Origin of the sequence: Amycolatopsis palatopharyngis (assembly GCF_003385185.1) — a bacterium.
GTDB classification, from domain to species: domain Bacteria; phylum Actinomycetota; class Actinomycetes; order Mycobacteriales; family Pseudonocardiaceae; genus Amycolatopsis; species Amycolatopsis palatopharyngis.
In genome coordinates this window covers 18,376-35,541 of sequence record NZ_PQHZ01000056.1, presented here as the reverse complement: position 1 = coordinate 35,541, position 17,166 = coordinate 18,376, and the positions used below count along the sequence as shown (strand labels likewise).

At 70.2% G+C, this 17,166-nt stretch carries 19 protein-coding genes; 12 read left to right on the top strand and 7 right to left on the bottom strand.

Going from position 1 to position 17,166, the window contains the following annotated elements; genetic code table 11:
- Window positions 1-136 precede the first annotated feature (136 nt).
- The 4 genes from cofD to D0C15_RS28820 all read left to right on the top strand — a co-directional run bounded on the left by cofD (window position 137) and on the right by D0C15_RS28820 (window position 3,551).
- Window positions 137-1,165: a 2-phospho-L-lactate transferase gene (gene cofD, locus D0C15_RS28835; RefSeq protein ID WP_116051271.1), complete on the top strand. Its 1,029-nt coding sequence runs from the start codon at window positions 137-139 to the stop codon at window positions 1,163-1,165.
- A complete protein-coding gene (locus D0C15_RS28830) occupies window positions 1,158-2,510 on the top strand; it encodes a coenzyme F420-0:L-glutamate ligase (RefSeq protein WP_116051270.1) in 1,353 nt (450 codons plus the stop codon). The genes cofD and D0C15_RS28830 overlap by 8 nt, the downstream gene beginning before the upstream one ends.
- Complete coding sequence (locus D0C15_RS28825) at window positions 2,504-3,058, top strand: NUDIX hydrolase (RefSeq protein WP_116051269.1); 555 nt, start codon at window positions 2,504-2,506, stop codon at window positions 3,056-3,058. The genes D0C15_RS28830 and D0C15_RS28825 overlap by 7 nt, the downstream gene beginning before the upstream one ends.
- Window positions 3,059-3,176: 118 nt before the next feature.
- Complete coding sequence (locus tag D0C15_RS28820) at window positions 3,177-3,551, top strand: GntR family transcriptional regulator (RefSeq protein WP_116051279.1); 375 nt, start codon at window positions 3,177-3,179, stop codon at window positions 3,549-3,551.
- An 18-nt stretch (window positions 3,552-3,569) separates the two neighbouring features.
- Here the strand turns inward: D0C15_RS28820 and D0C15_RS28815 are convergent, their stop codons facing one another.
- A complete protein-coding gene (locus D0C15_RS28815; protein WP_245976363.1) occupies window positions 3,570-4,019 on the bottom strand; it encodes a helix-turn-helix domain-containing protein in 450 nt (149 codons plus the stop codon).
- 273 nt (window positions 4,020-4,292) lie between these two features.
- On the opposite strand from D0C15_RS28815, the gene D0C15_RS28810 reads away from it, so the two are divergent.
- Genes D0C15_RS28810 through D0C15_RS28795 form a run of 4 tightly spaced genes read left to right on the top strand, consistent with a single transcriptional unit; the run spans window position 4,293 to window position 6,780 of the window.
- Window positions 4,293-5,066 carry a hypothetical protein gene (locus D0C15_RS28810; protein WP_116051268.1) on the top strand — a complete coding sequence of 258 codons (774 nt, stop codon included), beginning with the start codon at window positions 4,293-4,295 and terminating at the stop codon, window positions 5,064-5,066.
- Between the two features lie 19 nt (window positions 5,067-5,085).
- Window positions 5,086-5,799 carry a class F sortase gene (locus D0C15_RS28805; RefSeq protein WP_116051267.1) on the top strand — a complete coding sequence of 238 codons (714 nt, stop codon included), beginning with the start codon at window positions 5,086-5,088 and terminating at the stop codon, window positions 5,797-5,799.
- Between the two features lie 35 nt (window positions 5,800-5,834).
- Complete coding sequence (locus D0C15_RS28800) at window positions 5,835-6,275, top strand: cupredoxin domain-containing protein (protein WP_116051266.1); 441 nt, start codon at window positions 5,835-5,837, stop codon at window positions 6,273-6,275.
- Window positions 6,276-6,315: 40 nt separating this feature from the next.
- Entirely contained in the window at window positions 6,316-6,780 is a 465-nt protein-coding gene (locus D0C15_RS28795) for a hypothetical protein (RefSeq protein ID WP_162830292.1), read from the top strand.
- Here the strand turns inward: D0C15_RS28795 and D0C15_RS28790 are convergent.
- Entirely contained in the window at window positions 6,777-7,274 is a 498-nt protein-coding gene (locus D0C15_RS28790) for a hypothetical protein (protein ID WP_162830291.1), read from the bottom strand. The two genes, D0C15_RS28795 and D0C15_RS28790, sit on opposite strands and share 4 nt — an antisense overlap.
- An 87-nt stretch (window positions 7,275-7,361) precedes the next feature.
- Between D0C15_RS28790 and D0C15_RS28785 the strand changes: the two genes are divergently transcribed.
- The gene (locus tag D0C15_RS28785; RefSeq protein WP_162830290.1) at window positions 7,362-7,577 is read left to right on the top strand and encodes a hypothetical protein; all 216 of its coding nucleotides are present in this window, start codon (window positions 7,362-7,364) and stop codon (window positions 7,575-7,577) included.
- Between the two features lie 16 nt (window positions 7,578-7,593).
- Here the strand turns inward: D0C15_RS28785 and D0C15_RS28780 are convergent, their stop codons facing one another.
- On the bottom strand, window positions 7,594-8,505 hold the full coding sequence (locus D0C15_RS28780; RefSeq protein WP_116051262.1) for a DNA-3-methyladenine glycosylase family protein: 912 nt from the start codon (window positions 8,503-8,505) through the stop codon (window positions 7,594-7,596).
- Window positions 8,498-9,577, bottom strand: a complete 1,080-nt coding sequence (manB, locus tag D0C15_RS28775) for a mannose-1-phosphate guanylyltransferase (protein ID WP_116051261.1) — start codon at window positions 9,575-9,577, stop codon at window positions 8,498-8,500. Before manB ends, D0C15_RS28780 begins: the two co-directional genes overlap by 8 nt.
- Before the next feature lie 160 nt (window positions 9,578-9,737).
- On the opposite strand from manB, the gene D0C15_RS28770 reads away from it, so the two are divergent.
- Entirely contained in the window at window positions 9,738-10,103 is a 366-nt protein-coding gene (locus D0C15_RS28770) for a hypothetical protein (protein WP_116051260.1), read from the top strand.
- A 30-nt stretch (window positions 10,104-10,133) separates the two neighbouring features.
- Here D0C15_RS28770 and D0C15_RS28765 read toward each other — a convergent pair whose 3' ends face one another.
- From D0C15_RS28765 to D0C15_RS28755, 3 genes are read right to left on the bottom strand one after another with little or no spacing between them, the layout of a single operon-like run.
- A complete protein-coding gene (locus tag D0C15_RS28765) occupies window positions 10,134-11,030 on the bottom strand; it encodes a glycosyltransferase family 2 protein (protein WP_425455441.1) in 897 nt (298 codons plus the stop codon).
- 57 nt (window positions 11,031-11,087) lie between these two features.
- On the bottom strand, window positions 11,088-12,239 hold the full coding sequence (locus D0C15_RS28760; protein WP_116051259.1) for a glycosyltransferase family 4 protein: 1,152 nt from the start codon (window positions 12,237-12,239) through the stop codon (window positions 11,088-11,090).
- 19 nt (window positions 12,240-12,258) lie between these two features.
- Window positions 12,259-13,380, bottom strand: coding sequence for a glycosyltransferase family 4 protein (locus D0C15_RS28755; RefSeq protein WP_116051276.1), 1,122 nt, complete (start codon window positions 13,378-13,380; stop codon window positions 12,259-12,261).
- Between the two features lie 19 nt (window positions 13,381-13,399).
- Here D0C15_RS28755 and D0C15_RS28750 point away from each other — a divergent pair, with 19 nt between their 5' ends.
- Both D0C15_RS28750 and D0C15_RS28745 read left to right on the top strand, forming a co-directional pair.
- Window positions 13,400-14,332 (top strand): glycosyltransferase, encoded by a 933-nt coding sequence (locus tag D0C15_RS28750; RefSeq protein ID WP_116051275.1) that lies wholly within the window; start codon window positions 13,400-13,402, stop codon window positions 14,330-14,332.
- 306 nt (window positions 14,333-14,638) lie between these two features.
- Window positions 14,639-17,161 carry a glycosyltransferase gene (locus D0C15_RS28745; protein ID WP_116051258.1) on the top strand — a complete coding sequence of 841 codons (2,523 nt, stop codon included), beginning with the start codon at window positions 14,639-14,641 and terminating at the stop codon, window positions 17,159-17,161.
- Window positions 17,162-17,166 lie beyond the last annotated feature (5 nt).

Below are 17,166 nucleotides of genomic sequence, written 5' to 3'. Positions count from 1 at the left end.
CTCCCGGCCTACCGGCAGGGGCACTGTCTTTCACCAGGACTCGAAATCCAGGAACCGAGAGTGCTCACCTGCCGGCCGGCTACCAGCAGGAGTGTGCCGGATAGCTCACTCCCAGAACTGATTAGGATCCGTCAGCGTGAAGGTTGTCGTAGTTGCCGGCGGAGTGGGCGGAGCCCGCTTCCTGCTCGGCGTGAAGGCCGCGCTCGGACTCCCCCCGATCGGCGAGGGGCCCACGGAGTCACCGCACGAGATCAGTGCGCTGGTCAACACCGGTGACGACGTGTGGATGCACGGGTTGCGAATCTGTCCCGACCTGGACACCTGCATGTACACCCTCGGCGGCGGGATCGATACCGCGCGAGGCTGGGGCCACGAGGGTGAGACCTGGACGGTCAAGGAGGAGCTGGCCGCCTACGGCGCCGAACCCAGTTGGTTCGGGCTGGGCGACAAGGACATCGCCACCCACCTGATCCGGTCCAGGATGTTGCGCGCCGGCTATCCCCTCTCCGCGGTCACCGAGGCCCTGTGCGACCGGTGGCGCCCTGGCGTGCGGTTGCTGCCCATGACCGACGACCGGGTCGAGACCCATGTCGTCGTGGACGATCCCGATGCCGACGGCGGTGCGAGTGGCACAGATGCCACGCCCGCCCGCAAGGCGCTGCATTTCCAGGAGTGGTGGGTGCGGTACCGCGCCGAACTGCCCGCGCATTCGATCGTGCCCGTTGGTGCCGACGAGGCGGTGGCCGGACCGGGGGTGGCCGAAGCAATCGCCGAGGCCGACGCGGTGCTGTTCGCGCCGTCGAATCCCGTTGTGTCTGTCGGTTCGGTGCTCGCGATCCCCGGCATTCGCGAAGCACTCCGCAAGACCGAGGCGGGTGTGGTCGGGATTTCCCCGATCATCGGTAACAAGCCGTTGCGCGGTATGGCGGACGCGTGTCTGGCGGCCATCGGTGTGCAGACCTCGGCCGAAGCCGTCGGTCGCCACTACGGCTCCCGGCAGACGTCGGAGGACGGCCTGCTCGACGGCTGGCTGGTCCAGTCCGGCGAGTCGGTGGACGTACCCGGGGTCGCCGTGCGTGGCGTCCCACTTCTGATGTCCGGTGTGGACGCTACTGCCAAGATGGCGAAGGCGGCGCTGGAGCTGTCCGGGGTGGACGTTGACTGAGCGCGGTTTCGGCCACTCCGCGACCCGGCTGGAGATCCTGCCGGTCGAGGGCCTGCCTGAGTTCCGGCCCGGCGACGATCTCACCGGCGCCATCTCGGCCGCCGCGCCCTGGCTGCGCTCCGGTGACGTGGTGGTCGTGACCAGCAAGATCGTCTCGAAGACCGAGGGCATGCTCGTCCGCGTGCCGGAGGACCCGGAGGAACGTGATGCCGCCCGGCGTCAGCTCGTCCGAGACGAGACCGTGCGCGTCATCGCCTCGATCGGCCGGACCGACATCACCGAGAACAAGATCGGTGTGGTGCAGGCCGCTTCGGGTGTGGACGCGTCCAATGTGGCCGGAAACGAGGTCGCACTGCTGCCCGCCGACCCGGACTCGTCGGCCGAGGCACTGCGCAACGGGCTGCGGGAGCGGCTCGGTGTCGAGGTGGCCGTGGTCATCACCGACACGATGGGCAGGGCCTGGCGCGTAGGGCAGACCGATGCCGCCATCGGCAGCTCGGGGCTGAGCGTGCTGCATTCCTATGCCGGTGCGATCGACGGCCAGGGCAACGAACTCGCGGTGACCGAGGTCGCCGTCGCCGACGAACTGGCGGCCGCGGCCGATCTGGTCAAGGGAAAACTCGGCGGCACGCCGGTGGCGGTGATTCGCGGCCTGCGGCTGCCGGACGACGGCTCCCGTGCCCGTGACCTGGTGCGACCCATCGAGGAGGACCTGTTCCGCCTCGGTACGAACGAGGCGATCGCGCAGGGCCGCAGGGAGGCCGTGCTGGTACGCCGCTCGGTGCGGGAGTTCAGCACGCGGCCGGTGGACCCCGCCGCCATCCGCACCGCGATCGGCGCCGCGCTGACCGCACCCGCCCCCCACCACACCAGGCCTGTGCGGTTCGGCTGGCTGCGCGGCGAACCCCAGCGCCGCAAGCTGCTCGAAGCCATGCGCGCCGCCTGGCAGGCCGACCTGGCAGCTGACGGGTTCACCGACGAGCAGATCTCGGCCCGGCTGCGCCGCGGCGACATCCTGTTCGAGGCACCAGAGGTCGTCATTCCGTTCCTCGTGCCGGAGGGCGCGCACACCTATCCCGACGCACGCCGCAATGCCTGTGAGAACACGATGTTCACGGTCGCCGCGGGAGCCGCGGTGCAGGGTCTGCTGGTCGCGCTCGCGGCGGAGGACCTCGGTTCCTGCTGGATCGGCTCGACGATCTTCGCCGCCGACGTGGTGCGGGAGACGTTAGGGCTGGGACAGCAGTGGCAGCCGCTTGGCGCGGTCGCGATCGGCCACCCCGCCGACGGGCCCGCTGACCCCCGACCACCTCGCGAACTGGACGAGGGACTGATCGAATGGTGACCACGACAACTCCGCTACACGCCGACACACTGTCCACATTGGAATCCTGGCGTCCCTCGACAGCCGCACAGGAGTCACTGCGCCAGAGCTACCTCGGGTTCCTCGCCGCACGTGAGGACGCCTGCGCCCGGGAATGCGCGCCAGGACACGTCACGGCTTCGGCCGTCGTCCTGGACGACTCCGGTGAGCGGGTGCTGCTGACCCTGCACCCACGGGTCGGTCGCTGGCTGCAACTCGGCGGGCACTGCGAACCGGAGGACGCCACCCTGGCCGGGGCCGCGCTGCGAGAGGCGCAGGAGGAGTCCGGTATCCCGGGTCTGGTGATCGATCCGACGCCGGTCCACCTGGACGTCCACCCGATCACCTGTTCACTAGGCGTACCCACCCGGCACTTCGACGTCCGTTTCGTGGTCCGCGCTCCCACTGGCGCGCAACCGGTGCGCAGCGCCGAATCCGACGACCTGCGCTGGTGGCCGGTCGCCGCGTTGCCGCCCGGCAGCGAGGACCTGACCGAGCTGATCGCCTCCGCCGCCGAGGCCACCAGTTGAGTTCGCCACGCACCCCCTCCCAAACCGCCCTTTCCCGAGAAACGGCGGTAGTTGCACGCGCACGTATCGCACTTTCCCGGGAAAGTGCGGTCCAGGGTGGCCGGGTGGGGGCGGCGTGATCACCCTCAGTGTCGACACCGCGTCCAAGGTGCCGCCGTTCGAGCAGGTCCGTGGTGAGCTCGCCCGCCAGATCAACGACGGCGAACTCGCCGTCGGCACCAAGCTGCCGACTGTGCGCAGGCTCGCCGCCGACCTCGGCGTCGCCCCGAACACGATCGCCCGCGCGTATCGGGAGCTCGAGGAGGCCGGGCTGATCGAGACGCGGGGCCGTGCCGGCAGTTTCGTCGGCGCGGGTGGCGACGAGAGCCGCAGCAGGGCCCGCCAGGCGGCCGCGGACTACGCCGAGACCGCACACCGGCTGGGACTGAGCGCCGGAGAGGCACTGGCGATCGTCAGCGCCGTGCTCGACAGCGGTGACGACGCCAAGACCTGACGCAGCGGGTGGGCGTACTCAGGTGAGCAGGCCGTTGTCCCCGTCGAGCACGCCTTCGAGCAGGCGCAGAACCTCGGCGGTGGCGTCCGCACCGCCGAGTATCACGATCTTCAGCCGGCCACGCTCCTCGTCGTGCACGGTCTGGACCCGCAGCGATCGCGCGCCGTCGCGGCCGGTGTTCACCGCGGCCAGGACGAGCGTGCCCAACCGGTCGGCCGCGGCCCGATCCACACCGTCGATCTGCACGATGCTCGACACCTCCATCGACGCAGACGCGGTGCCCGTGGCCCCGGTCGGCGACGACCGCGCTCTGCCGGTCAGTGCGTCGAGGTCGGCGCGAGCGATCCGGTACTGCTTGCCGATCCGCACCGCCTTGAGCCGCCCCGAGCGGATGTAGCCGCGCACGGTGCGGACATGCAGGCCGAGCCGGTCGGCCACCTGCTCGACCGAATACATTTCCTCCGTCATCAGCCCCCAACCTAGGCCAGAAGGGGAGCGATGCGGAAATTAACGCCCCTGTTGGCTCAGCCGCTCAGCTGACCAGGGCTGTCAAGACCTTCCGCCAGTTCAGCTGCCGTTTTCACTCGAATAGCGGATAAATATCGACTTATCGCCGATTTTTTCCGATATCGGCAAACCGGACCGCACGGGGGCTCCGAACCCAGTACAGGCGCCGTGCCGGTTTCGGGGGTTCGGTGGATCGGTGTCCGTACGTTATCGAACCTCAAAGGAGCGGAAACGATGCGAAAGAAGTTATTGGCAGCTTTGGCCCCGGCAGCCCTGCTCGCCCTGCCCCTCGCGGCCCCGGCCGCGATGGCTCAGGACGACAGCGAGACCTACCAGGCCGAACTGGCGGAGCTGAACGGCTCTGGCGGCTCCGGAAGCCTGATGCTGGAACTCAACGGTGAAGAGGCCACGATCACCGCGAACGTGTCGGGCCTGGCCACCACCTTCATGGACAACCCGTACCCGCACGTGCAACACATCCACATCAACGGCGAGGGACAGTGCCCGGACATGTCCGCCGACAAGAACGGCGATGGCATCGTGGACACGGTCGAGGGCCAGCCCGCCTACGGCAAGATCGGCACGACCCTGTCCACCAGCGGCGGCACCGGTCCCGAGGAGGGCACCAACGTCGAGATCGCGCCCAGTGGTGGCAGCTACGAGTACTCCCGCACCTTCGCCCTCAATGGCGACACTCTGGAGTCGCTGCAGAACGGCACCGGCGTGGTCGTGGTGCACGGGCTCGACCCGTCCACCCTCAGTGAGGAAGCGGCCAACGCGAAGAGCAACCTGGTCCCCGAACTGCCGCTCGCGGCCACCTCGCCCGCGCTGTGCGGGACCCTGACCGGCTCGCAGATGAGCCAGATGCCCGAAGGCTCGGTCGACACCGGTGCCGGTAGCACCTCCGGGATGGAAGAAGCGTGGCTGATCGGGGCAGGCGGGGCCGCCCTGGCCGCCGCGGCTGGCGGCGCGTTCCTGCTGCGCAGGCGCACCGACGGGCAGCGCTGAGGCCCGAAGGACAACACTGATGTCCAGACTCAGCACTCTGCTGGACGGTCGCCGCCGACGCCTGCTGGTGTCGGCGGCGACCGCCGTCCTCGCCCTCGGCGGCATCGGCGCGGTGACCGTAGGGCTCACATCCCAGAACAGTGCCCCGGCCCCGGCGGCTGCCAGTGGCGGCGACCAGATCCCCGGAGCCATCGCACCGCGGCCGTCCGACAGAACCGAGCCCGCGCCCACGACGAAGGCGCAACCCGACGCTCCGACGCTGCCCGCCGCACCACCGACGGCGATCAGCATCCCCACGATCGGCGTGCAATCTTCCATGATCACCCTCGGGCAGAATCCGGACGGGACCATGGAAGTGCCCCAACCCGGACCCGACTACGACAAAACAGGCTGGTACAAGCACTCCCCCACGCCGGGCGAACTCGGCCCTTCGGTCATCGCAGGCCACGTCGACTCCGCCGAAAAGGGCCCCTCGGTGTTCTTCCGGCTCGGCGCCATGCAGGCCGGTGACCAGGTATCAGTGACCCGTGCCGACGGCACGGTCGCGGAGTTCACCGTGGATCGCGTCGAACAGTACGAGAAGGATCAGTTCCCCACTCTTGACGTCTACGGCAACACCGACACGGCCCAGCTACGCCTGATCACCTGTGGCGGCGAGTTCGACGACCAGACCGACAACTACCTCGACAACATCGTCGTCTACGCCCACTTCACCGGCTCAGACAAAACCTGACCCATCCGCAACCACCTCAGCGAGTGGAGCTCGCCATGACACCACAACGGCTCCTGCTACCCGCCGCACTACTCGCGGCAGCAGCCTTGGCCGGCTGCGGCGGCGACGACACCACACCGCAGAACCCGTCGCCACCAACCGCACAGTCACCGGCGTCATCCGCCCCCGCGCAGTCAGTAGAGACCTCCCCGCCGGGAGGCGATGCATCCACTCCGGCCCCTGCCGGTCCAGCGGTGATCACCATCAGCGACTTCAACTACGACACTCCACAGAGCGTGTCGCCGGGGCAGGAAATCACGGTTCGCAACGAGGACGATGCCCCCCACACCGTCACCGCCACAAACGACGACGGGCTTTTCGACGTCGAAATCCCACCGTCGGGCGAAGCCACCTTCACCGCACCGGAGGAAGCGGGCAACTACCCGTACTTCTGCGAATACCACCCGAGCATGACCGCGGAACTCACAGTGGAGTAGGAGCGACCATGTGCGACCGGCACGGGTACCAAACCGAGCGATGCGCAGCCCGCCGGCGAGTGAGGCAAGGGACATGAACGGCACCGGCGCACACCGCGGCCGGCCTACCGCGGGCGCCCTCGTTGTGCGCGTACTGGTGGTGACCGGGCTCGCGGTCGATGCCTACATCCACATCGCACTCGCATCACAGCGGCCACCCGCCCCACCCGGTGGCGGTCTCAGCCAGGTCACGCTGTTCTACGCCCAGGGGGCAGCCGCCGCCGTGGCAGCCCTGTTAGTCCTGTTCACTGGAGCCCGCTGGGCGTACGTCATCGCGTTTCTCGTGGCCGCCAGCGCGCTCGGCGCGATCCTGCTCTACCGCTACGTCAACGTCGGCGCGCTGGGTCCACTACCGAACATGTACGAACCACTCTGGACCACAACCAAGATGGTGACGTCGATCGCCGAAGCGATAGCAACCCTCGCCGCAGTCGCCGGAATCGTGGGGCCTGGTCGTTCGCGTTAGGACGCCACCACGTGGTGTGCGAGCACCCGGCACACCAGCCAGGTGACCGCCTGCGGGCTCGGCCGGACAGCGGTCGCGATGGCGTCCTCGTAGACGTCGAACGCGTTACGCCCATTTCCGTTCTGCCGAATCAACCGGTACGGGAGCATCCAGCTCTCCCGCCGGGCCCCCGATCGCTGCGCACGCTCCACCTCGCGCCACAGGGCGTACGCGGGCTGCGGAGTCTCCGGCCACTCCCGCAGCACGATCCCGTTCACCACCACCGCAAGCTTCTCCAGCAACGAATGGGACCTGTACTGCAGCGGGATCACCTCACTGGTGGCGCGGGATTCGGCCGACCAGAGTGCCCAGGCCTCACCCGCCACCCAGGCGCGCGACCAGCCGCAGGCCTCGTACAGGTGCTGAGTACGGGGTTCGTCCACATCGAACGGGTCGAGCCCACCCGAAGGGTAGTCATAGCTCACCTTCGTTGGGGACAAACGTGGGACGGTCACGATGCGGAACCTATCCGGTGCATACTCTCCGCGCATACCCATCAAAGTATTAACCTGAACGGACCAGGAAGCGCGAGCGTTCGGCAGATGACACCGGGGGCGGCAATGGCAATGATCGGCGTATTTCAGCTTCTGCTCTTCGTCCTGGGAATCGGCGCGGTCGTCGCCGTCGTCCTCGTGGTGGTGAAACTCAGCAAACCGAGGCATGTCGAGTACCCGCCACCCCAGCACCCACAGCAGCAGCCGGGAAGCGCGCGGCCCCAGTATCGGCAGCCGCCCTATCTGCAGCGGCCGCCGCGCTGAGCGGGCAGCTCCGGCCTCATATCGCCCGGTAGTCGCGGACCGGGTACCTCGGACCGAACCGCGGCCGGGAGAAGCCCGCCGCTTCGAGATACCGCACCACCCGCTGACGTTGCGGGGCGTAGGGCGCGAGTTCAGCGAGCATGCCCGCGTCGTCGAGCGGCGCGCCCGTCAGCGCGTACCCGACGACGGTGGGGATGTGGAAGTCGCCGATGCTGACGGCGTCCGGATCGCCCCACGCGCGCTGGGCTATCTCGGCCGCGGTCCACACCCCGATCCCGCGCACCTTGCGCAGCAACGCGCGCCCCTCGGCTCCTCGCAGCTCCGCGGCGTGATCCAGCCGGTGCGCGACTCGCGCCGCGGCGATCAGAGTGGTGCGGCGGGTCAGGTCCACCCCCGCCTTGTGCCAGTTCCAGTCCACGATGGACCGAATCGCGAGCGGAGTCGGCGGCATCCGCAGACCCGAGGGCACGGGCCCAGGAGGGCGTTCGCCGAAACGGCGGCACAGTTCCCGCCACGACCGCCGAGCCTCGATGCTGGTCACCTTCTGTTCCAGCACGGCGGGAACCAGCGCGTCCCACACCCGGCCGGTAGCTCCGATGCGTAGTCCCGGCATGGCCCGCCGTGCCCGCGCGACCACCTCGTGGTGCGCCACGAAACCCGCATCGTCGTCGGCGGCGCCGAACAGGGCGGGGAGTCCGTCCAGCAGGAACGGGCCGCCGCTTCCCCACGCTCGCGCCTCGATCTCCCCCGAGGCCCGGCCCAGCAGCGCGAGGGTGCCGGGGCCTTCCGGGGTGTTCGCGGCAAGCCAGGTGGTGCCGGTCTCGTCCCGCAACAGCGCCGGATCGGCCTTACCGCGCTGCTGCGGGGCGAGCACCGCCGCGACGTCGAGCGCGTAAGGCGGCCGCCAGTGCCGCGTCAGTTCAGGCATCGCTGGAAAACCGCACCGACCCGTCGGGCAGTGACATCCCCGGCCAGACCCTGGCGCCGTCGAGGAGTTCGCAGTCGGCACCGACGGAGGCACCGTCGCCGAGCACGACGCCACGCAGCACCGTGCGGGCACCGACACGCGCACCCCGGCCCAGCACCGAGTTCTCCACCGTGGCGCCAGCTTCGACCACGGCGTCGTCGAACAGAACCGACCCGCCGACTTTGGCACCGCCGGCGACGACTGCCCGCTCACCGACCGTCGCGCCGGCGTCCACTGTGGCCGATCCGTGTACATCGGCACCGTCGAGCACCAACGCCGCGCCCGGCGCCCCTGGCAGGGCCGAGGTCGGCGCGACACCGCGCACGAGGTCGGCCGAACCACGGACGAAGGCCTCCGGGGTACCGACGTCCAGCCAGTAGGAGGAATCCACGAATCCCTGCATGTGCGCGCCGGAACCGAGCAGGCCGGGAAAGGTCTCCCGCTCCACCGAGACGGGCCTGCCCTCCGGGATCGACCCGATGACGGAGCGGCGGAAGACGTAGCAACCGGCGTTGATCTGGTCGGTCGGCGGGTTGGGTGTCTTCTCGAGAAACTCCGTCACCCGGCCTGACGGGTCCGTCAGCACCGAGCCGAACCGGCTCGGGTCGGCCACCCGCTGCAGGTGCAGCGTCACATCGGCGCCCGTTTTCCGGTGCGTGCCGACGAGCTCGCCGAGATCCGCGCCGGAGAGGATGTCGCCGTTGAACACCACGACGTCCTCGGCCCGCAGCCGGTCGTACACATTGCGGATCGCGCCCGCCGTGTCCAGCGGCTCCGCCTCGACCACGTACTCCAGTTCGAGACCGAGCGCCGATCCGTCACCGAAGTACTCCTCGAACACCTCCGCACGGTAGGAGGTGCCGAGCACCACATGCGTGATTCCCGCCGCACGAATCCTCGACAGCAGATGACTGAGGAACGGCACGCCCGCCGTGGGCAGCATCGGTTTCGGCGCGGACAACGTCAACGGGCGCAACCTGGTTCCCTTGCCGCCGACCAGAACGACGGCGTCAACCCCTCGTGTGGACTCCATGTGTTGCAGACCCTCCCGCGCCCCGGCGCCATGATTGCAGATCGGCGGGCGACAGACCGCAGGAAACACTGACGGCAACCGCCCGGAGGGCATACCCTAGACGTCAACGGTGGCGGGCCCGTTCGGAGAGGGCCCCGGGTGAGTACGGGGAGGCGTGGGCATGGATCCCCGCGATCGAGCGGATGCCTTGCTCTCGCGCGCTCAGGCGCGCGGAGGCGTGGTCACGCCGGACAACATGACGTCACCGATGGACGCCTCGAACACGCAGCAGATACCGCGGTCCGTCGTCCGCGACCAGGATCCGGACAGCACCACTCAGCTGCCGGCTTCGGTGATCGAGGCCAACGACCACCTGGCGGATTCCACCCCGACCAATCGACTTGGCGGCAGGCCCAGGTCCGCCCCGCAGGCCCGCGAGCCGCAGCGAATGGACGAGGTCGAGGAGCAGGAGCTGGACGGGCTCATCCCGACGGTCACCAGCCAGCCCGGCCAGTCAGCGCTTTCCCGCCGCCTCGACGGTCTGTGATCCGCGCTTTCGCTGACCTCGGCTGCCAGGTCAGCGGCGCGAAGCGCTTCCGTTTCGGCCGGTTTCCAGTTTGAGGCGCAGGGCGAGCCCGGCGCGGATAACGGCGAGCAACGGTTTCCACGCCAGCCCCTGGTGCCGGTCCGCGAGGTAGCGGTAGGCGCTGTCGTGATGCACGGCCAGCATCCGGGCCGGTGCGCGTGAGGTGGCGTGCCCGCCGAGATGCATCACCGTGGCCGAGGGCGCGTACACGTTCTGCCAACCGGCGCGGCCGAGCCGATCACCGAGGTCGACGTCCTCGAAGTACATGAAGTAGCGCGGGTCGAACCCGTCCACCGAGTCGAACGCCTCGCGGCGCAGCAACTGGCAGGAACCGGAGAGCCAGCCCGCGACCCGTTCACTCGGCTCACCGTTCTCCTGCCGGTAGGCGCGGGTCCACGGGTTCGTCCGCCAGACCTTGCCGAACACCGCGTGCCCGATTCCACGCCCGAGCGAGGGCAGCAGCCGGGCCGACGGGTACACCGAGCCGTCGAGTTCCCTGATCAACGGGCCGAAAGCGGCGCCCCTCGGCCAGCGGCCCGCGACCTCCAGCAGCGTGTCCAGCGAGCCCGGCTCCCATTCCAGGTCCGCGTTGGCCACGACGACCCAGCCGACGTCGTCACCGAGCGCGGCCACCCCCCGGTTCGCGGCGGCGCCGTAGCCGAGGTTCTCCCCCATCCGCAGCAGCCGGACGTGCTCCCGTTCCGCGCCGCGTTCCGGGGCACCGTCGGTGGACTCGTTGTCGGCCAGCACGACCCGCACCTCGCGCGAGGTGGCCTTCTCCAGCGTGTCGAGGAAGCGGTCGAGAGTCTCGCCGGGGAAGTAGGTGACGACCACCACGGCGACACCATCGCCGTAGGTCTTTGGCTCACTGGATGTCGGCTCGGTCACGCGCCATATTGTGCCCTGGTCCACGGTGCCGTGATGCACACGCCCCGCCGCGCCCGGTCAGCGATCGCGGCGCCGGTGCGCCACCCACGCCTTCCCGTACGCCTCCCTGTGCCGCTCGGCGCTCGCCGACCAGGAGAACTCCTTCGCCCTGCGCAACGCGGACTCGCCGAGTGCCGCGCGCCGAGCTGGGTCGTCGAGCAACTCGCGTAACGCCGCGCCGACGTCGCCCGCGCCCACTCCGCAGTAGGCGACGGCGTCCCCGCCGACCTCCGGCAGGGAGAGCCGCCGGGTGGTCAGCACAGGGGCGCCGCTGGCCATCGCCTCGAGTACCGGCAGGCCGAAACCCTCGCCGAGGCTCGGGTAGGCGACCAGCTCGGATCCGCCGAGGAAGCCCGAGAGCGTGTCGAAGGGCAGGTACCCGGCGCGGATCACCCGCAGCCGGTGCGGGACCGCGTCCAGCGCGCGTTCCACCTGGCTGTCCCACCCCGGCTGGCCGGCCAGCACCAGTGCGGGCGGGTTCGCCCGCCCGGCCACCGCGGCGGCGAACCCGCGGATCAGGGCAGGCACGTTCTTGCGCGGCTCCAGCGCGCCGAGGAAGGCGATGTATGCGGCGTCCCCGAGGCCGATCGCCTCCCTGGCCGCGCGCACCTCGCCCGGTGCCGGCGGGTGGAACCGCTCGACGTCGACCCCGTGCTGGATGACCTCCAGCTCGGCCGGGTCGGCACTGGTGACGCGGGCCAGTTCGCTCGCCGTCGCGTCACTGGGCACGACGCACAGCGCGGCCCTGCGCAGCGCGGCGAGGGTCCAGGCCCGGAAGAAGCGGGCCTTGACCCCAGCGTGCAGGACGGCGTCGGTGAAGAACGTGGCGTCGTGCAGGGTGACCACCGAAGCTGCGCGGCCCGCGAGCGGCATCGTGTAGTGCGGAGAGTGCACGACGTCGACGCCGAGGCGGCGGGCCAGCAGCGGCAGGGTCGTCTGCTCCCAGGTGAGCCTGGCAGTGCGGGTGGCTGTGGACTCCGCGGTCCGGACCACTCGCGAGTTCGGCGCCAGCCGGGAGTAGAGCTGCGCGTCGCGGGGCTGGCAGACCACCGTGATCGGCGCCCGGTCGGCGTCCAGTGCGGCGACGAGAGAGTCGACGTAACGACCGACGCCTCCCCGATCCGCGGGGACCGCTGTCGCGTCGATCAGTACGCGTGGTTCGGCTGCCACCTGTGCAGGGTACGACCGATCATCCCGCCGATGTTCCGGAACCGGCAAACTGGTGGATGGACCAGACCTGCCGGGCAGCACGGGTCCAGGAGAAGGCGGTGGCGCGTGCCCTTCCCGCCGCGGCCAGCTCGGCCGCTCGGGCGGGGGAACGCAGCACCTCGGCCAGCGCGTTCTCCAGCGATCGCACGTCACCCCGGACGGTGGTCATCCCGGCTCCGCCCGCGACCTCCACCAGCGCAGGCGCGTCCGAGTGCACGACGGGTACCCCGCAGGCCATCGCCTCCAGCACGGGAAGGCCGAACCCCTCGGCGAGGCTCGGCGCGGCGAGCACCGCCGCGGCCCGCAGGACTTGCGCCAGTTGTGCGTCGCCGATCCGGCCGAGCACGTGCAACCGGTGTGCTGGCAGTCCGTGCTCTCGTGCCAGCGCGACGGGATCGAGTCCGCCCCAGCCCGGCTGTCCCGCCAGCACGAGCGCGACGTCGTCCGCAAGCCCGGCGACGGCTCGGATCAGCACGTCGATCCCCTTGCGCGGTTCAACGGTGCCCACGGCGAGGACGAACCGGGAGGGCAGGTTCGGGACCGGCCCCTCGGACCCTGGTGTCTCGCGGCGTTGCGTGAGCGCCTCGGTGGCCCCGTGCCCGACCACTCGGATCTCCGCCCGTGCCTCGACGAGTCGCGCCAGTTCGTCCGCGACGGCCCTGGTCGGTACGACGAGGGTGTCCGCCCTGTCTGCCGCTCTGGCGATCATCGAGCGATGCCAGGACACCCCGCGCGGGGTGAGGGTCTCCGGATGTGTCCACGGGACGGTGTCGTGCACGGTGACCGCGAGCGTGCGCCCGCCCCGGGCGCGCGGCGGCGCCAGCGGGGTGGGGGCGTGCACGGCCTGCCCACCCGGCCACAGCGGGACTCCGGCCTGCCAGGCGGCGGCCAGCGCGCGGGGCGGCAGCGGCAGCACGCGCGGGCCCTCCACACCGGTGATCCTCGCCGGCTCGACGTCGCCGTGCCTGGCCACGGCACTGCTGAGCCGCCAGCCCTGCGGGACGGTATCGGCGAGCGCGCGCAGCAGTTCGGCGGTGTAGCGGCCGGTGCCGCCCGGCACCGGCGCCAGTAACTGCTCGGCGATCACCACGAGTTCGGGCACGCGCACTATTCTGCTCGGCATGCCGCCGCCCGTCCCGACCACCGTCGTCGTGGTCACCTGGCGGGGCGTGGAACACATCACCGCCTGCCTCGACGCCCTCGCGGCCCAGGAGCGTCCACACCGGATTCTCGTGGTGGATAACGCCTCCGATGACGGGACCGCCGCGCTGCTGGCCGATCACCCCTCGGCGCCGGAGGTGCTCCGGCTGCCCGGCAACACCGGGTACGCGGGCGGTATCGCCGCTGCCCTATCCGTCGTGGACACCCCGTACATGGCCTGGCTGAACGACGACGCGGAACCGGGTCCCCGCTGGCTCGCCGCGCTGGAGGACACGCTGGCCGCGGACCCGGAGGCCGCTGCCGTGGGTTCCGCGCTGGAACTGGCCGACGGCGCCCCGCAGTCGTTCGGCGTCCGCCTCACCGCTGACGGTCACGGTGCCGACCTGGCAGGCAGGGCCCCCGCTTTCGGCTTCTGCGGCGGGGCGGCCCTGCTGCGCACCTCGGCCCTGCTCGCCGCGGGCGGCGTGGCCGCGAGCTTCTTCTGCTACTACGAGGACACCGACACCGCGTGGCGGCTACGGCTGCAGGGCAGGCGCGTCGCGGAGCCACCAGACGTGGCCGCCGCGGCCGTGCGCCATCGCCACGGCGCCAGCACCCGGCCCGGGTCGAAGGCGTTCCATCGGTGGAACGAACGCAACCGGCTGCTCACCCTGCTGCGCTGCGCGCCGTGGCCGGTCGCCTTCCGGGAACTCGTCCGGTTCGCCGTCATCACCCTGTTGCTCCCGCTGCGGCGGTCCCGGCCCGCCGGGGCGAACTTCCGCGTCGGTCTGCGCTGCGCGGTTCTCACCTCGGTGCTGGCCCGGTTGCCCGCGACACTGGGGCAGCGGCGACGGATCGGCGAGCGCGCGACGGTCAGCCGGCGCGATGTGTGGCGCACCTGGGCTGGTCTCTGAGTGCGCCGGGGCGGATGCCAGGAGAGCTGCCGGGGCGCACCGGGAACCACATCCGCCGGTTGCCGAAACCCCCGAAGAACGGGTAAGGCAGGCTGGAGCAGTCACCCCCACCGAACTTGGGACGTGCGCAAGTACCACCAAGCAAGATCAACACCGCCGTTTTCCGCCACCAAGCCAGGACGTCGACGCCCGCCACTTGGTAGCGGAAACACGCTGTGTCGATCTTGCTTGGGCGTACTTGCAGACACTCCTACCTGGGGGCGGGGGCGGACTGGAATTGGGCTGACGGAAATTTGAGGAGGGTCTGTGCCGGAGGGTGCGACACAGCCGCGGCCGGTGGTCTCGGTGATCATCGTCAACTATCGAGGAGCCGAGGACACGGTCGCCTGCCTGCGCGCGCTGCGCGAGCAGCTGGCCTACCCGGCCGACCGGCTGGAACTCATCTGCGTCGACAACGCGTCGGGGGACGCGGACGTGCGGCGCATCAAGGAGGCGGCACCGGGGGTGACCCTGGTCGAATCGCAGGAGAACCTCGGCTTCGCCGGTGGGTGCAACCTCGGCGCGCGGCACGCGAACGGGACCGTGCTCGCGTTTCTGAACAACGACGCTCGACCGGACCCCGATTGGGTCGACGCCGCGGTCGCCACTCTGCGGGCCGAGCCAACGGTGGCCGCCGTGGCCAGCAAGGTCCTCGACCTCGACGCGCGGCAGGCCGACTTCGTCGACGGTGGACTGACCTGGTTCGGCATGGGCTACAAGCGCCACGCGGGCACCGACATCGCCGACGTCCCCGCCGAGGAGCACAAACTCGCCAAGGACGTGCTGTTCGCCACCGGATCGGCCATGTTCGTCCGCGCCGGCGTGTTCGCCGAACTGGGCGGCTTCGACGAGCGATTCTTCATGTTCTACGAGGACGTCGACCTCGGCTGGCGGCTCAACCTGCGCGGCTGGCGGGTGCGCTACGTCCCCGAATCGATCGCCTACCACCGCCACCACGGCACGATGGCCGAGGTGGACGCCCCGGAGACCGGCCGGGAGACCTTCCTGCTGGAGCGCAACGCGCTCGCCGCCATGTACAAGAACCTCTCCGACGAGACGCTGGCGCGCGCATTGCCCGCCGCGCTCGCGCTGACCGTGCGGCGGGCCACCGCGAGGGGAGACCTGGACGCGGGTCAGCTGGACCTGCAGCGCGGGGTCGGTCCGATCGAGACCGATCCGGTCCCGGTGCCCCGTCCGGCGCTCGCCGGAATCCTTGCGGTGGACCAGTTCGTCGAACTGCTGCCGTCGCTGGCCGAGTCGCGGGCGACCGAGCAGGCCGCTCGGGTGCGCACCGACGCAGACCTGATCCCCCTGTTACGCAAGGCGCTCGAACCCGCGTATCCACTGCCCCGCTATCTGCGGGGACACGAAATCCTGGTCGAAGCCTTCGGTATCGAGCGCGCCTTCGGCAGCAGGCGGAAGGTCCTGGTCATCACCGGGGACGCGATCACCGCGCGGATGGCGGGCCCGGCGATCCGCGCCTGGAACATCGCCTCCGTGCTCTCGGCGGAGCACGAGGTGCGGCTGGTGACCGTGAACCCGCTGGCCGACCCACCCCCGGCACCGTTCTCGGTGAGCGCGGCCCGCAAACGCGACCTGGTCGAACCGGTGGCCTGGGCGGACATCGTGATCCTGCAGGGCCACGTACTGGAGATGGCCCCCGCGCTACACGCGGAGCAGGCGCACAAGATCGTCGTCTGCGATCTCTACGATCCGATGCACCTGGAACTGCTGGAGCAGAGCAAGGACACCCCGGACGACCGGCGCACCGCCGACTTGGCCGGAGTGACCCGCGTGCTCGACGCACAACTGCAGCGGGGGGACTTCTTTCTCTGCGCATCCGATCGCCAGCGGCACTTCTGGCTGGGCCACCTCGCCGCGCTCGGCAGGCTCTCGCCCCGGCTCTACGATGCCGACCCGACCACGGACTCGCTGCTGTCCGTCGTGCCCTTCGGCCTGCAGGCACAGCCGCCGGAACGCACGGGACCGGGCCTTCGGGCGACCCTCGACGGAATCGCCGAGTCCGACCACGTGGTGCTCTGGGCGGGCGGGGTCTACAGCTGGTTCGACCCGCTGACCCTGATCCGTGCCGTCGACCAGTTGCGGGAGCGCCGCGCAGACGTCCGGCTCGTCTTCCTCGGAATGCGCCATCCGAACCCTGAAGTGTCCGAAATGGACATCGGCGTGCAGACGATCCGGCTGTCCGACTCGCTGGGGCTGACCGGCAAACACGTCTTCTTCAACGAGGAGTGGGTGCCCTACGCCGAACGGCAGAACTGGCTGCTCGACGCGAACTGCGGCGTCACCACGCACTACTCACACGTGGAGACCACCTTCGCGTTCCGCACGAGGGTGCTGGATTACCTGTGGGCCGGTCTGCCGATCGTGACCACCGACGGCGACTCGTTCGCCGACCTGGTCCGCGCGGAACGACTCGGCGTGGTCGTCCCCGCGCAGGACGCGGGCGCGCTGGCCGACGCACTCGAACGATGCCTCTACGACACCGAGTTCGCCGACGGCTGCCGCGAGCGAATGGCAGCCGTCGCGCAGCGCTACGCCTGGCCGAGGGCATTGGCACCATTGGTGGAGTTCTGCCGTGACCCGCGGCCCGCGGCCGACCGGCTGCCGGGATCTGCCGACCTCACCGAATCCGATCCCCTGCGGGGCAAGGAACTCCTCCGCAGGGACCTCGCGCTCGTGCGGGAGTACCTGACCGACGGCGGCCCTCGGGAACTGGCCCGCAGAGCGGGCGGACGGGTACGGCGACTGGTCAGGTCACGGGGCCGGTGAGCACG